Raw genomic sequence first — 15,528 nt, 5'->3', positions numbered from 1 at the left:
GGTCAGTTCACCTCCTGATGGTGGTGGACCGGTTGGCCCAGGGCTTCGTCGATCAGCAGGCCGAGGCTGTTGACCATGATCACGATGCCGCCTGCCGGGATGGCGAGGTAAGGCCACATCATCGAAATACGGGTGCTGGGGGCGGTCTGGCTGGAGACCCGGCCGACCAGCTCGAAGCCGTACTTGATCATGACGAAGGCGAACACCGCCGAGCACAGCACAACCAGGATGCGCATCAGGCGGCCCACGCGTTCGCCGCAATACTCCAGCACGATGTCGACCGAAATCAGGGTGCCCTTGCGGTAGGCGTAGCCGGCACCGATAAAGGTCAGCCAGAGCATCGAAAAGCGCGCGATCTCGTCGGAGAAGAACAAGGGACTGCCGACCACGAATCGGGCGAAGACTTGCCAGAAGATCAGTACGGTCATGACCAGCAGCAGCAGCGCCAGGCCCCAGCCGATCAAGCGGTTGAAGTGCCCGATCCCGGCGTTGACGAATTGCAGGAAGGATTGCATGGGATGCCTCGCAGGAAGAGACGGCGCCCGCCTTGCCATGGGCTCGGCTGGCGCCTTGTTGCTTAGTGGTCGAAGTTGATCGCGGCGTCGACCAGGTCCTCGCCCACGGTCGGCGCCCACTTGTCGATGACCGGACGGACGGCCTCACGGAAGGGGGCCAGGTCCGGCTCGGTCACGGTCATGCCGAGTTCCGCCAGTTCGCCCTTGTAGCGCTGCTCCAGTTCCTGGCTGGCCTCGCGCTGCACCGGCAGTGCGATCTGCGCGGCTTCGAGGATGATTTGCTGATCTTCTTCGCTGAACGAGTTGAACAGGTTCAGGCTCATCATCAGCGGCGCCGGCGAATAGACGTGCTGGGTGATGTTCAGGTAGTCCTGGACCTCGTAGAAGTTGACGTCGTAGATGGTGGCCAGAGGGTTTTCCTGGCTATCCATGACCCCCTGCTGCAGCGCGGTGTAGACCTCGGTCCAGGCCATCGGCGTGGCGTTGGCGCCCAGCGCTTCCCAGGTGTCCACCTGAACGCGGCTTTCCTGGGTGCGGTGATTGATGCCGTCGAGATCGCTCGGGTGCTCGAGCGGGCGTACCGAGTTGGTGTTGTGGCGGAAGCCGTTTTCCATCCAGGCCAGGAACTTGACGTTCATCTGCTCTTCGGCGAGTTGAGCGAGCTGTTCGCCGTGTTCGCTGTCGAGGAAGCCGTAGGCGTGCTCGTGGTCCTCGAAGATGTAGGGCAGGTCGAACAGCAGGAACTCGTCGACAAAACCGCCCATGGGGCCGGTGGAGGCGATGCCGGCGTCGATGATGCCGAGCCCCATGCCCTCGATGACCTCGCGCTCGGCCCCCAGGGCGTTGTCGTAGTGAGGTTCGATGGTCAGACGGCCATCCGACAGGCGCTCAAGTTCCTCGCCGAACTTGAGGATACCGATGCCCTGCTGTGACTCGGGTCCCAGCGGCAGGCTGACGTCGATGGTGCGTTCCTGCTGGGCCAGGGCGGTCGCGGACAGGCCAAGACCGACAGCGGCGGTCAGGGCGGTCAGGCTGAAGGGGAGGGGGTGAAAGTGGCGCATGGAGCTCTCCTGTTGTCGTTGTGAGCCCCTGGCCGGCAGCGAGGGGCAATCGGCGGCGCTCGAGGTGGTGGCGCTGCGGAGTGCACACTTGTAAATCCAAACGACATACGTATTCAACAATAGAAAATTCCATGATCCATGTATGTGAAGTAAGTTGCTGAAAAGTAAATAAATATACTTTAGTTTAATTTAGTGACTACGTAGTCTTTTTTTGTGGATTGATGGGTGGCGTGCGCGCTCTGTAGCGTCGGGTGGAGGCTGGGGCAAGTGACGTCAGGTGACCTGAAGTGGAGTGTGCTGGCGTGTGCTGGCGTGTGCTGGCGCGAGGTGAGGGCGGCTCGTACATGGGCTCGCACCAGGCGCTCGACAGCGTCACATCAAGCTGTCATCTGGTGGTGATTGACTACACTGTCGCCAGGTCGGTGGCACGCCTTGACATCCACCTCGGCGACGCACAGCTAAGGGGCGAAAAGCCGTGGCGTGAAACGGCAAATCTGGTTAGCATGCGCCGTCCGGTAGTAGGGTAGGGGGCTCGTCGGGTGGACGAGCCTCGTGGGTCGCGATTCGGCTCACCTCGACCGGGCCTATCCATCTTGACGGGTCGTTGTACTCAGGCGGGAGCGTATTGTTATGTCAAAAGTGATCATCATCGGTGCCGGCGGTGTGGGCAGTGTCGTCGCTCACAAGTGTGCGCAGCTTGAATCGGTGTTTACCGATATCCTGTTGGCCAGTCGCACCGAGTCCAAGTGCAAGGCCATCGCCGAGCAGTTGCCGCGCCCGATTCGCACAGCCCAGGTCGACGCCGACAACGTCGCCGAGCTGACCGCCCTGCTCGAAGCCGAGAAGCCGGAGCTGGTCATCAACGTGGCGCTGCCCTACCAGGACCTGAGCATCATGGATGCCTGCCTGGCCGCCGGCGTGCACTACCTCGACACCGCCAACTACGAGCCGCTGGATACCGCCAAGTTCGAGTACAAGTGGCAGTGGGCCTACCAGGATCGCTTCAAGCAGGCCGGCCTGACCGCGCTGCTCGGCAGCGGCTTCGATCCGGGCGCCACCAACATGTTCACCGCCTATCTCGCCAAGCACTACTTCGACGAGATCGAGGAGCTGGACATCATCGACGTCAACGGCGGCGATCATGGTTACCCCTTCGCCACCAACTTCAATCCGGAGATCAACATCCGGGAGGTCAGCGCGGACTGCCGCCACTATGAAGATGGCGAGTTCGTTACCACGCCGCCGATGTCCAAGATGGCGCGTTTCAGCTGCCCCGAAGAGGTCGGTGACTACAACATCTACCGCCTCTACCACGAGGAGCTGGAGTCGCTGTCCAAGCACTTCCCGAGCCTCAAGCGCGCCCAGTTCTGGATGAGCTTCGGCGACAGCTACCTCAAGCACCTGGAGGTGCTGAAGAATGTCGGCATGACCGGCATCGAGCCGGTGGAGTATAACGGCCAGCAGATCGTGCCCATCCAGTTCCTGGCCAGCCTACTGCCCGACCCCTCCACCCTGGGTCCGCGCACCAAGGGCAAGACCTGCATCGGCACCGTGGTGCGTGGCAAGAAGGATGGCCAGGAAAAGGTCATGTACCTGTACAACATCTGCGACCACCAGGACTGCTACGCCGAGGTGAAGTCCCAGGCGATCTCCTACACCACCGGCGTGCCGGCGATGATCGGCGCCAAGATGATCCTCGAGGGCCACTGGAAGCGCCCGGGCGTGTGGAACATGGAGCAGTGCGATCCCGATCCGTTCATGGCCGACATGAACGAGTACGGTCTGCCGTGGAAGGTCATCGAGCTGGATCCGTCGTTCCGTCTGGACGTGCAGAAGGGCGAGGACCTCTAAGGCGTGGAGATCCTTCAGTTCACGGATATCACGCGGCTGGACGCCGAAGAGCTGCCGTCACCCTGCTACGTCGTCGACGAGGTGGCGGTGGAGCGCAACCTGGCGATCCTCGCCGAGGTCGCCGAGGCCAGCGGTGCCAAGGTGCTGTCGGCGCTCAAGGCCTTCAGCATGTGGCACTTCGCGCCGATGGTGTCGCGCTACTTGAGCGGCACCTGCGCCAGCGGCCTGCACGAGGCGCAGCTCGGGCGTGAGCACTATGGTGGCGAGGTCCACGTCTTCGGTGCCGCCTACAGCGACGCCGATCTGGCCGAGATCCTCAAGATCGCCGACCATGTGGTGTTCAACAGCTCGGCCCAGTGGCGGCGGGCCCAGCCGCTGGTGCGCGAGGCGCTGGCGCGTCGTCCGGGGCTGCGCTTCGGGCTGCGCATCAATCCCGAGCACTCCGAGGGCGATGTACCGATCTATGATCCCTGCGCACCGGGGTCGCGGCTCGGTATCCCGTTGTCCGAGCTCGACGAGCAGAGCCTCGACGGCATCAGCGGCCTGCACTTCCATACCCTGTGCGAGCATGACTTCCCGCCGCTCGAGCGTACCCTGGCGGCGGTGGAAGAGCGCTTCGGCCATCTGCTCGGGCGCATGCAGTGGGTCAACTTCGGCGGTGGCCACCATATCACCCGTCCCGACTACCAGCGTGACGACCTGATCCGCTGCGTGCGTGACTTCGCCGAGCGTCACCAGGTGCAGGTCTACCTGGAGCCCGGCGAGGCGGTTGCCATCGGTTCCGGGGTGCTGGTGACCACGGTGCTGGACACGAGCTTCAATGCGTTGAACCAGGCGATTCTCGACACCTCGGCCACCTGCCATATGCCGGACGTGCTGGAGATGCCCTATCGTCCCGGTCTGCTGGGGGCGGGGGAGCCAGGCGAGTACCCGCACACCTACCGACTGGGCGGGCTGACCTGTCTGGCCGGGGACGTGATCGGCGACTACAGCTTCCCCGAGCCGCTTGAGATCGGTCAGAAGCTGATCTTCAAGGACATGTCCCACTACACCATGGTCAAGACCACCACCTTCAATGGCACGCGCCTGCCGGCCATCGCGGTGTGGAACTCCGAGACCGGTGAGCTCAGGGTGATCCGCGAGTTCGGCTATCAGGACTTCCGCGAACGCCTGTCCTGACCGCAGGGTGGAAGGTTCGAGTCCGAGGTTCTGGCGCTCGACTGACGCGGATCGTGGTATCGATTCGATCGGACCGTCTTCGATACGCCAGCCGCCCGCCCCGTTCGGCAGTGCCGAGCGGGGCGGGCGTCTTTTCGTCTGCGCCTTAAAAACCTTCGAGCACGATCTTGCCCTTGGCCTTGCCGCTCTCGATCAGCGCGTGGGCGCGCTTGAGGTTGCCGGCGTTGATGGTGCCGTAGCTGTCAGTGGCGGTGGAGCGAACCCGCCCCGTGTCGATCAGCCCCGCCACCTTGTCGAGGATCTCGCCCTGTCGGGCGATATCGTCGGTGGTGAAGAGCGCGCGGGTAAACATCAGCTCCCAGTGGATCGACACCGCCTTGGGCTTGAACGGCGTGATGTTCAGCGTCTCTGGGTCATCGATCAGCCCGAAGCGGCCCTGGGGGGCGATCAACTCGGCCACCTGGGGGGCATAGTGCTCCGAATAGTTGGTCGAGAAGACGAAGGCTGGCGCACCCAGGCCCAGCGCCTCGACCTGTTCGGGCAGCGGTTGGCTGTGGTCGATCACATGGTGGGCGCCGAGTTCCTTCACCCAGGCCTGGGTCTCGGGGCGTGAGGCGGTGGCGATGATCTGCAGGTCGGTCAAGGCACGCAACAGCTGGATGGTGATGGAACCCACGCCGCCGGCACCGCCGATCACCAGCACCGCACGGGCGGCACCGGGGACCGGATCAAGCACCCGCAGGCGATCGAACAGCATTTCGAAGGCGGTCAGGGTGGTGAGCGGCAGCGCCGCTGCCTGGGCGGTGGGGATGGAGCGAGGCGCATGCCCGACGATGCGCTCGTCGACCAGGTGGTACTCGCTGTTGGTGCCCGGGCGGGAGATATCGCCGGCGTACCAGACCTGGTCGCCCACGGCGAAGCGTGAGGCCTGGTCGCCGACGGCGACTACTTCGCCGACCGCGTCCCAGCCGATCACCGCAGGCTGACCTTCTTCGGGGGCGCGGGCCTGGCGAATCTTGACGTCCACCGGGTTGACCGAAATCGCCTCGACCTTGACCAGCAGGTCAAAACCGCTGGCCTGTGGTGTGTCGAGGGTCAGATCGACCAGGGCGTCGTCGCGGTCGATGGGGCCGGGGGCGTGGTAACCGATAGCTTTCATGGGATCTCCCGTTAGGTGTTCATCAATGGCAACACCTTAGCGTGCTATGGAGTCGTGAAACACCGGCGGCCGCCAAACACACTATTCGGGATTCCCGGACAATGACTGGCTCAGATGGCGACAGGTTTTCGCTTTCCTTGGCGTCAGAGACATGACTACACTTGGCGTTTCCCATTGCCCACAGGACGTTGCATGGCAAGCTCGCGGCCCAGCTACGCAAGAATAAAGGAATATCTGCTGTCCGAGATCGAGAGCGGGGCCTACGTCGCCGGTGATCGAATCCCTGCCGAGAATGCGCTGGCTACCCAGTTTGGGGTCAGCCGCATGACCGCCAACAAGGCCATACGCGATCTGGTACAGAAGGGCTTGCTGGTGCGCCGGGTGGGGTCCGGTACCTTCGTCAGTCAGCGCAAGTCTGAATCGTCGCTGTTCGACATTCGCAATATCGCCGACGAGATCCGCCTGCGAGGCGGCGAGCACTCAAGCCAGATCATCGCCTTGAAGGAGGTGGCCGCATCCGAAGAGGTCGCCATCTTTCTGGGGGTGAGGACCGGGACCCGGGTGTTCTACTCCGAGATCGTGCATCGGGAAAATGGCGTGGCGATCCAGCTCGAGCGACGCCACGTCAACCCGAAGCTGGCGCCGGACTACCTGCAGCAGGACTTCGAGCGCCAGACGCCCAACGCCATCCTGGTGGCGCGTTATCCGGTCACCGATGTCGAGAACAGCGTCGAGGCGATGCTGCCAAGTGACGAGGAAGCGGCGCTGCTGGAGATGTCTCCCAGCGATGCCTGCCTGCTGGTGGTGCGGCGTACCTGGTCAGGAGAGCTGTTGATCAGCTACACCCAGCTTCTGCATCCCGGCAAGCGCTACAAGCTGAACGCCTCCCGCAATACCTGAAGCTACCCTGGCGCATCGCCGCGCTGTTCGGACGGCTTCCCTTCGCAGGTCTTTACTGTGAGGGTGGCGACGGCTGTGGCTTGGTGTCATGCAGCGCTCGCGTTTTCACCTCACTCTCTCGGTGATCTCCCCCGGCAAGCTCTCTCGCCGAACTCCCTCCTATCACCCTGCTATCTCTCTGCTGTCTCTCTACTGGCAGCGCTGACGAACGCTTGGCGCCCGTCGTTCTCCCCCTCCCTGAAGTTGCCCTCGATGACCATCTCTCGGGTTCCCGGCGGGCTTCAGGGTGTCGTGCCGCGGACTCCCTCGACATCGGTGCGGGCCGTCGATGACGCTAGATGTATATACCAATATATGCCACAAGCGCCTGGTGTCACCATTTTTCATTAGACCTTGGTCGATAATTTTCAAGGCCTGGTTTATAGAAAATGTTAAAAAAACAATAAATAAGTTTTGTTGTGAGATTTTTGGCAAGAATGTCTGGGTGGAAAGCTGAGCAGTTTGGCGATAGATATGTATATACATATCGAGCGGCCGTCAGCGCTCGATGTCACTGCCAACAACAAGACCGGAGGCAAGACGCTATGCAACCACTCAAGGGGATCACCGTCCTCGACCTGTCCCGGGTGCTCGCCGGGCCCTACTGCACCGCCATGCTGGCCGACCTGGGCGCCGAAGTGGTCAAGGTCGAGTCGGGGCAGGGCGATGACAGCCGTCATATTGCGCCTTACGTCGAGGGCGAAAGCCTGTACTTCTCGATGCTCAATCGTGGCAAGAAGAGCCTGTGTCTGAACCTCAAGGACCCCCAGGACCTGGAGCGCTTTCATCGGCTTTGCGAGCGCGCCGACGTGGTGGTGGAGAACTTCCGGCCCGGGGTGACCGAGCGCCTGGGAATCGACGAGGCGACGCTGCGTGCGCGCTACCCCCGTCTCATCTACTGCTCGATCTCCGGCTTCGGTCAGAGCGGTGCCATGCGCGCCAAGCCGGCCTACGACATCATCGCCCAGGCGCTGTCGGGCATGATGGCGGCCACCGGTCCCGATGGCGGCATGCCGACCCGCATCGGCGAGTCGCTGGGAGATGTGTGCGCCGGAATGTTCGCCAGCTGGTCGATCGCAGCGGCGTTGTTCGCGCGTGAACGTGACCCCGAGCGCCAGGGCTGCCACCTGGATGTGTCCATGCTCGATTGCCTGTTCTCGATGCAGGTCACCAACCTGGCGCAGTTCGTCGCCAGCGGCCAGGCGCCGTCCCCCATCGGCAACCGCCATCCGCTGTCGGCGCCCTTCGACAGCTTCGGGGCCAACGATGGCCAGGTAATCATCGCGGTGATCAACAACACGCTGTTTTCTCGCCTGGCCGAGTGCATGCAGGCGCCAGAGCTCGCCGAGGATGCGCGCTTCGTCGACGACGAGCAGCGCTGTCTCCACCAGGCCGAACTCAAGTCGCTGATCGAAGACTGGACCGGCCAGTTCACCGTGGAGGAGGTCTGCGCGCGTCTCGATCAGGCGGGAGTGCCGGCGTCTCCGATCTGGAACATCGCCCAGCTTGCCGAATCCCGGCATGCCGAAGACCGCCAGCTGCTGCTCGATATGGGGCACTGGCGCTCGCCGGCTCAACCGGTGTTCTTCAATGGCCGACGGGTCGTCTGCGATCGCCCTGCGCCGACGCTTGGCCAACACAACGCCTGTCTCGAATCACAGCACCTCGACAAGGAGATCGACGCATGAACTTTACCTTCAATGAAGATGACATCGCCTTCCAGGACGCCGCTCACCGCGTCTGCGCTGAGGTGCTCAAGACCAATGCGGCGCGCTACGACGAAACGCGGGAGTTCTGCCGCGAAAGCCTCGACGCCCTGGGCGAGCTGGGCTTCTGGGGCATGAACCTGCCCGAGCAGTACGGCGGTGTGGAGATCTCGAGCATCGCCATGTCGCTGGCGGTGGAAGAGATCGCCTACCACTGCGCGGCCACCTGTTCATCGCTGACCGCTCACTTTCTGGCCACCGACTCGGTGCTGATCGGCGCCACCGAGGATCAGAAGCAGACACTGCTTCCCCAGTGTGCCAGCGGCGAGAAGCTGGGCGCCTTCGCCCTGACCGAACCCGGGGCCGGCTCCAATCCCGCCGAGATGCGCACCCGGGCGGTACGCACCAGCGACGGCTGGCACCTGACCGGCACCAAGCACTACATCACCAACGGCGCCTTCGCCGACTTCCTGGTGGTCTACGCCAAGACCGACCCCGATCAGGGCCACCGCGGCATCTCGGCCTTTCTGGTCGATCGCCACACCGCGGGTCTCGAGTTCTCGAGCCCGGAGAAGACCCTGGGCCTGCGCGGTAGCCATATCTACGAGATCGGCTTCGACTGCGTGCTGCCATTGGATGCGCTGATGGGCGAGGAGGGGGCCGGATTCGCCACCGCCATGGAGGTGCTGGATCGCGGCCGGGTCGAGGTGGCGGCGATGAGCGTCGGTATCTCGCGGGCCGCTCGGGATGCGTCGCTGGCCTGGTCGAAGGAGCGCATCGTCGGTGGCAAGCCGCTGTGCCGGCACCAGGGCATCCAGTGGATGCTGGCCGAGATGCACGCCCAGCTCGAGGCCGCCAAGCTGGTGACCTACAAGGCGGCCGACGCGCGGGACTCCGGCCAGCGCTTCAGCCTTGAGTCGGCGGTGGCCAAGCTGGTGGCATCCGAGGCGGCGGCCAAGGTCACCGACGCCGCGGTGCAGGTCCATGGTGGCTACGGCTACATCTCCGACCTGCCGATCGAGCGCTACTACCGTGACGCCCGCATCACCCGCATCTTCGAGGGCACCTCGGAGATCCAGAAGATCATCATCGGCCGTGCCATCACCGCCTGACCGCCCAGCAAGGGAGATAGCCCATGAAAATCCTTGTCGCGGTCAAGCGCGTCATTGATCACAACGTCAAGATCCGGGTCAAGCCGGACCACTCCGGCGTTGACCTCACCAACGTCAAGATGGCCCTCAACCCGTTCTGTGAAATCGCCGTGGAGCAAGCGGTTCGCCTCAAGGAGGCCGGCCTTGCCAGTGAGGTACTGGTGGTCAGTGCCGGGCCGAAGGCGGTGCAGGAGCAGTTGCGCACGGCGCTGGCCCTCGGCGCCGACCGTGCCCTGCACATCGACACCGAGGTCGCGCTGGAATCGCTGGCGGTGGCGCACCTGCTCAAGGCGGTCGTCGAGCAGGAAAAGCCGGAGCTGGTACTGCTCGGCAAGCAGGCCATCGACAGTGACAACAATCAGACCGGCCAGATGCTGGCCGCCCTCGGCGGCATGCCCCAGGGCACCTTCGCTTCCGCCCTGGAGGTAGAGCAGGGCCAGATCAAGGTCACCCGCGAGATCGACGGCGGCCTCGAGACCCTGTCGCTGGCGCTGCCGGCGGTCATCACCACCGACCTGCGCCTCAACGAGCCTCGCTACGCCAAGCTGCCGGACATCATGAAGGCCAAGAAGAAGCCCCTGGCCATGACCACGCCCGACGCCTTGGGCGTCGACGTCAGCCCTCGGCTCAGGCTCAAGGCGGTCGAGCCGCCGCCCGAGCGGCAGGGCGGGATCAAGGTGGCCTCGGTGGCCGAACTCGTGGACAAGCTCAAGAACGACGCCAAGGTGATCGCATGAAGATTCTGGTCGTGGGGGAACATCATCAAGGACAGCTCGGCGAGGCCACCGCGCGGGTAGTCGCCGCCGCCCGGCAGATAGCACAGACCGCAGCGGACCCAAGTGGCGTCGATATCGACGTGCTGGTAGCCGGTGAGGGCGTCGCGGGTATCGGCGAGGCGGCGGCAAGGCTTGAGGGCGTCAGCCGGGTACGGCTGGCCGATCAGGAGAGCCTTGCCCATCAACTGGCCGAGCCAGTGGGAGATCTGGTGGCGGCGCTGGTCGGGGACTACACCCACGTGCTGGCGGCGGCATCGACCAGCGGCAAGAACGTGCTGCCGCGGGTAGCGGCGCTTGCGGATGTCGCCCAGCTCTCCGAGGTCATCGCGGTAGAGTCCGCCGATACCTTCAAGCGGCCGATATACGCCGGCAACGCCATCGCCACAGTACAGAGCCTGGACCCGGTCAAGGTCATCACCGTGCGGGTCACCGCCTTCGAGGCGGTGGCCGAGGCCTCAAGCGCAGCACCCATCGAGTCCGTCGACATCGCCATCGTCAATCAGCACTCGCACTTTGTCGGCGAGACCCGGGCGGTGAGCGAGCGCCCGGAGCTGGGCGCTGCCAGGGTGGTCATCTCCGGCGGTCGCGGCATGGGCAGCGGTGACAACTTTGCCCTGCTCGAAGGTATCGCCGATACCCTTGGCGGCGCCATCGGAGCGTCGCGGGCGGCGGTGGACGCCGGCTTCGTGGCCAACGACCTGCAGGTGGGGCAGACCGGCAAGGTGGTCGCGCCGGAGCTGTATATCGCGGTGGGTATCAGCGGCGCCATCCAACACCTGGCGGGGATGAAGGACTCGAAGGTCATCGTCGCCATCAACAAGGACGAGGAGGCGCCGATCTTTCAGGTCGCCGACTACGGTCTTGTCGCGGACCTGTTCCAGGCACTGCCCGAGCTGGACCAGGCACTGGCCGAGCGCTGATTCGGGTATTGCGGCACCCGTTCTTCTCCTGCCCATCACCCGTTCCGCAGGCGCCGATGACGGCGCCGGCACCACCGAGCATCCGCCCCCGCGGGCGGTGCTCATCGCAAGCCCCACTGGAGACACAACATGAACAATCCCAAGGTGGCAGCCCCTCCACGCAGCGCTGGCGTGACCTCGCTGGTCGGCAGCCTGATTGGCCTTTGCATCTTCTTTTTCCCCTTCCCGACGGCAGATGGCTCGCTGAAGATCCCGCTGGTGATCATCATCGACTATCTGAAGTCTTCGCTCGGCGGGACCCTCGAGTATCTGACGCTTGGCCTGGTCGCCCTGTTGTGCGTGACCTGGCTGCTGTCACGCCTGGTGGCTTCCTCCGGGGCGTCTTCTCCATGGCGCCGAGCCGTCGCCGCCTACCATGAGAAGGATGGCACGATGACCGGTCTGACCTTCCTGCTGGCGGCGGTGTTCACCTTCATGCTGGTGTTCCAGATCGGGCCCGACTGGCTGCTGCACAAGGATGTCGGTGGGCTGGCGCTGTATCTGGGGGGCAGCGTCTTTCTGACCGTGGCCATCGCCGGCCTGTTTGTGCTGTTTCTGACCGAGTTCGGCTTCCTGGAATTTGTCGGCACCCTGATGGAGCCCTTGATGCGTCCGCTCTATCGTCTGCCGGGCAAGTCTGCGGTGGACGCGGTTGCCTCCTTCGTTGCCGCCCCGGCGGTGGGCATCTTCATCACCAACAAGCTCTATCTGGAAGGCCACTATACCCAGCGGGAGTCGGCCAGCATTGCCACCAACTTCAGTATCTGCAGCCTGGGCTTCTTCGCCCTGCTGGCGTCCATCGGCGGCATCATGGCCTACCTGCCGCACATGATCATCGTCTCCTTCATCATCAACTTCACCCTGGCGGCGCTGATGGTCCGGATTCCGCCGTTGTCGCGCAAGCTCGACGTCTACCATCAGGGCAACACCCAGACGGCTCAGGATCTTGAGGTTTCCAGTGATGGACACATCCTGGCCCGGGCCTGTGGTGCCGCCGCCGAGCGCGCCTCCCAGACCCGTCTCGATGTGTTCTACAAGGGCTTCTGGGAGGCCATCACCTTTGCCCAGAAGATCGTCGCCTACATCCTGGCCATCGCCACCCTGGCGCTGCTGCTGGCGACCTACACCCCGGTATTCGACTACCTGGGCGTGCTGGTGGAGCCGTTGATCTCTGCACTTCAGTTGCCCGATGCCGCGGCCATTGCCCCCACCGTGCTGGTGTCGATCGCCGAGATCGCGCTGCCGGCGATCATCATCTCCGGCGCCGACGTCGACCCCATGGCGGTGTTCTTCGTGTGCACCCTGTCGTCGGTACAGATCATCTTCTTTACCGAGAGTGCCAACGCCATGCTGGAGTCGGACATCCCGCTGACGGTGCGTGACCTGGTCGTGGTATTCCTGCTGCGCACCCTGGTGGCCATGCCCATGGTGGCGCTGGCGACCCATCTGCTGTTCTAAGGCTTGACCAAAGCCTAGGGCTTGTCTGAAAAGTGCCTGCACTCGGTAATACGGCGTTAAAAATCGGATCAAAATGCTCATTTACACCCCGTAAACTGCGCTTTCTCACCGATTTTTGCCTTGTCTAACCTTCGCTCGTCGACTTTTCGGACAGCGCCTAGGCCTCGTCTCTTTGCATCGCGCATTGGCGCTTCCGTCCTCCGTCGGCAGCGCTTTTTCATGTCGGGCGCAAGGCGCAGGTCATACGCCAGGGTCGGGATAGGCGAGGCTGCCGGCGTGGTGCAGGCGATGGCTTTGCAAGAAAACCGAAAACTGATTGCGCCGCTTGCCGGCTTATCGTCGGCACAGGGCTGCACTAGCATGGGGGAAAACATGTCGCCGCACCGTTATCCGGTGACCGGCGCCGCCAGGAGATTGCCATGAAGACGATATTGATCACCGGGTCCACCGATGGGATTGGCCTTGCCACCGCCAGCGAGCTGGCGTGCCAGGGCCATCGCGTCATCCTGCACGGACGCAATCCGGACAAGCTCGCGGCGGCCCGTGAGCAGTTGGCAGCGATCTCGCAAGGCGAGGTGCCTGCAGGGCATGTCGCCGACCTGTCACGTCTGGCCGAAGCGGCGGCGCTGGCGGCGGAGGTCGAGCAGAGCGACAAGCGCATCGATGTGCTGATCAACAACGCCGGGGTCTACCGCACCCCGGACACCCGTACCGCAGACGGCCTCGATGTGCGATTTGCCGTCAATACCCTGGCGCCCTATGTGCTGGCCCGTCGCCTGGCGGCTTTGCTCGGAGACAAGGGGCGGGTGGTCAATCTGGCCTCCGCTGCCCAGGCGCCGGTGTCGCTGGCGGCACTTGCCGGCACTGCCGACGCCGACGGTGACTTCGACGCCTACGCCCAGAGCAAGCTGGCGCTGATCATGTGGACCCGCGACCTGGCCGCCAGGTCCAGTGCCGGTGATCCCATGGTGGTGGCGGTCAACCCCGGCTCCTTGCTGGCCAGCAAGATGGTCAAGGAAGGCTTTGGCGTGGCCGGCAACGACCTGTCCATCGGCGTCGACATCCTGGTCCGGGCGGCGCTGTCCGAGGAGTTCGACAACGCCGGTGGCCAGTACTATGACAACGACGGCAAGGGCTTCTCGTCTCCCCATGCCCACGCCATGGACGATGGCCGATGCCGTCGCCTGGTCGAGGCCATGGAAGAGGTGCTGGAGCACTGCCTGGGCTAGGCCTGGGTCGTTTGGCCCAGTGCACAAGATAAAGCCCCCGCTCACCGTGAAGGCGAGCGGGGGCTTTGGGTTGCCTGCTGTTGGTGACGGCTCAGGTGGTCTGATATTCGCCGCTGGAGGTGGTCGTTTTCTCGGCGGACGACGTCGTGCGCCAGATGGCGATATTGGCGTAGCCGTAGAACAGCGAGATGGCGATGACCAGCATGTGATACCAGAGGAAGGGCAGGTAGGCCATGGTGGATACGCCGAGGGTGGTGGCCATGAACACGCCACCATCGGTCCAGGGCACCATCGGGGTGGTCACGGTGCCACCGGCTTCGGCGTTGCGCGACAGCACCCGACGATCGATGCCCTGGTCGTCGTAGTTCTTCTCGGTGATGGTGCTGGCGGTGATCAGCGAGACGTAGGCGGCGCCCCCGAAGAAGTTGCCGAAGAAGCCACCGAGCATGGTCGACAGGGTCAGCCGGCCCGGGTTGTTGGCCCAGCGCAGGAAGCCGTTGCTGATCGCCTTGAGGATGCCGACCCGGTCCATCAGGCCACCGAGGCCCAGGGCGAAAAGGATCAGTGCCACCACGCCGAGCATCGACTGGATGCCGCCGCGATTGAGCAGTGTATTGAGGAATTCCACATCGGAGGTCATGGCGTTGCCGTCATAGGCGATGCGAATGGCATCGACCGGAGACACGTCCTGGGCCCACCAGGCGCAGATGCTGCCCAGCACGGCGCCGAAGGTGATTACCGGGATGGCGGGGAATCGGCGCGTCAGCAGGCCGATCACGATCACCGCCGGCAGCAACAGCCAGGGGCTGATGGTGAAGTGGGTCTCCAGCGCCTGCATGGCGACGGTGGCACGGGAGGTGTCGACGTCGCCGTCGATAAAGAAGAAGCCGACCACCAGAAACAGCACGCCGGCGATCAGGATTGCCGGTGCACTGACCAGCATCATCGAGCGGATATGGTCGATCAGGTTGACCTTGCACAGCGAGGCGGTCATCACGGTGGTATCGGACAGTGGCGACATCTTGTCGCCGACGTAGGCACCGGAGATCACCGCGCCGGCGACCAGCGGCAGCGGGATGCCGAAGCTGTGGCCGATGCCCATCATGGCGACACCGGCGGTACCTGCGGTACCGAAGGAGGTACCGGTGGCCAGCGAGGTGAGGGCACAGATGATGAAGGCAGCGAACAGGAAGATCTGCGGGTCCATCACCGTCAGACCGTAGTAGATGATGCTCGGCACGATGCCACCGGCGATCCAGGTGCCGATCAGGGCGCCAACGGTGGTCAGCACCAGCACGGCTTCCATGCCGTTGTGAATGCCGTTGATCAGTCCTTCCTGCATGCTGGCGTAGCGGATCTTGAGCCTGACGCCCAGCGCCATGACCAGAAACCAGGAGGCGAACAGGGCAAGCTGGATGGGCAGGCCAAGGACATTGATGCTCAAGAACATGATGGCGATGAAGCCGATCATGACGGCCAGAACCTCGGCCATGCCGGGTAGGCGGATGGGGGTGGAAGACGACGTCATGGGATCTCCTTTGGTGT

Annotated in this window: 13 protein-coding genes; 9 read left to right on the top strand and 4 right to left on the bottom strand. The window is 63.7% G+C overall.

Translation table 11 applies throughout. From position 1 onward, the window contains the following. Positions 1-2 precede the first annotated feature (2 nt). Both NKF27_RS14915 and NKF27_RS14910 read right to left on the bottom strand, forming a co-directional pair. Positions 3-515, bottom strand: a complete 513-nt coding sequence (locus NKF27_RS14915) for a TRAP transporter small permease (protein WP_045992527.1) — start codon at positions 513-515, stop codon at positions 3-5. A 62-nt stretch (positions 516-577) separates the two neighbouring features. Beyond that, positions 578-1,576: a TRAP transporter substrate-binding protein gene (locus NKF27_RS14910; protein ID WP_222568800.1), complete on the bottom strand. Its 999-nt coding sequence runs from the start codon at positions 1,574-1,576 to the stop codon at positions 578-580. 630 nt (positions 1,577-2,206) lie between these two features. Here NKF27_RS14910 and NKF27_RS14905 point away from each other — a divergent pair. Together NKF27_RS14905 and nspC are read left to right on the top strand one after the other, a co-directional pair. Next, a complete protein-coding gene (locus NKF27_RS14905; protein WP_045992530.1) occupies positions 2,207-3,427 on the top strand; it encodes a saccharopine dehydrogenase family protein in 1,221 nt (406 codons plus the stop codon). A 3-nt stretch (positions 3,428-3,430) separates the two neighbouring features. Next, positions 3,431-4,606, top strand: a complete 1,176-nt coding sequence (gene nspC / locus NKF27_RS14900; RefSeq protein ID WP_253552815.1) for a carboxynorspermidine decarboxylase — start codon at positions 3,431-3,433, stop codon at positions 4,604-4,606. 145 nt (positions 4,607-4,751) lie between these two features. Here the strand turns inward: nspC and NKF27_RS14895 are convergent, their stop codons facing one another. Next, complete coding sequence (locus NKF27_RS14895) at positions 4,752-5,765, bottom strand: zinc-binding alcohol dehydrogenase family protein (protein WP_253552807.1); 1,014 nt, start codon at positions 5,763-5,765, stop codon at positions 4,752-4,754. Positions 5,766-5,957: 192 nt separating this feature from the next. Between NKF27_RS14895 and hutC the strand changes: the two genes are divergently transcribed. The 7 genes from hutC (at position 5,958) to NKF27_RS14860 (ending at position 13,983) form a co-directional block, all read left to right on the top strand. After that, complete coding sequence (hutC, locus tag NKF27_RS14890) at positions 5,958-6,665, top strand: histidine utilization repressor (RefSeq protein ID WP_253552805.1); 708 nt, start codon at positions 5,958-5,960, stop codon at positions 6,663-6,665. Positions 6,666-7,249: 584 nt separating this feature from the next. After that, a complete protein-coding gene (locus NKF27_RS14885) occupies positions 7,250-8,392 on the top strand; it encodes a CaiB/BaiF CoA-transferase family protein (protein WP_253552803.1) in 1,143 nt (380 codons plus the stop codon). Next, positions 8,389-9,522, top strand: coding sequence for an acyl-CoA dehydrogenase family protein (locus tag NKF27_RS14880; protein WP_222515862.1), 1,134 nt, complete (start codon positions 8,389-8,391; stop codon positions 9,520-9,522). Before NKF27_RS14885 ends, NKF27_RS14880 begins: the two co-directional genes overlap by 4 nt. 23 nt (positions 9,523-9,545) lie before the next feature. Beyond that, positions 9,546-10,298, top strand: coding sequence for an electron transfer flavoprotein subunit beta/FixA family protein (locus NKF27_RS14875; RefSeq protein WP_253552802.1), 753 nt, complete (start codon positions 9,546-9,548; stop codon positions 10,296-10,298). Then, positions 10,295-11,257, top strand: coding sequence for an electron transfer flavoprotein subunit alpha/FixB family protein (locus tag NKF27_RS14870; protein WP_253552800.1), 963 nt, complete (start codon positions 10,295-10,297; stop codon positions 11,255-11,257). Before NKF27_RS14875 ends, NKF27_RS14870 begins: the two co-directional genes overlap by 4 nt. 129 nt (positions 11,258-11,386) lie before the next feature. After that, complete coding sequence (locus NKF27_RS14865) at positions 11,387-12,754, top strand: YjiH family protein (protein ID WP_253552798.1); 1,368 nt, start codon at positions 11,387-11,389, stop codon at positions 12,752-12,754. Between the two features lie 419 nt (positions 12,755-13,173). Further along, positions 13,174-13,983 carry an SDR family NAD(P)-dependent oxidoreductase gene (locus tag NKF27_RS14860; protein WP_253552796.1) on the top strand — a complete coding sequence of 270 codons (810 nt, stop codon included), beginning with the start codon at positions 13,174-13,176 and terminating at the stop codon, positions 13,981-13,983. Between the two features lie 91 nt (positions 13,984-14,074). On the opposite strand, the gene nhaC is transcribed toward NKF27_RS14860, so the two are convergent. Then, positions 14,075-15,511, bottom strand: a complete 1,437-nt coding sequence (gene nhaC / locus NKF27_RS14855; protein WP_253552794.1) for a Na+/H+ antiporter NhaC — start codon at positions 15,509-15,511, stop codon at positions 14,075-14,077. Positions 15,512-15,528 lie beyond the last annotated feature (17 nt).

The organism is Halomonas sp. DN3 (assembly GCF_024137905.1).
Taxonomy (GTDB): domain Bacteria; phylum Pseudomonadota; class Gammaproteobacteria; order Pseudomonadales; family Halomonadaceae; genus Halomonas; species Halomonas litopenaei.
This window is presented reverse-complemented; position numbering and strand designations above follow the sequence as displayed.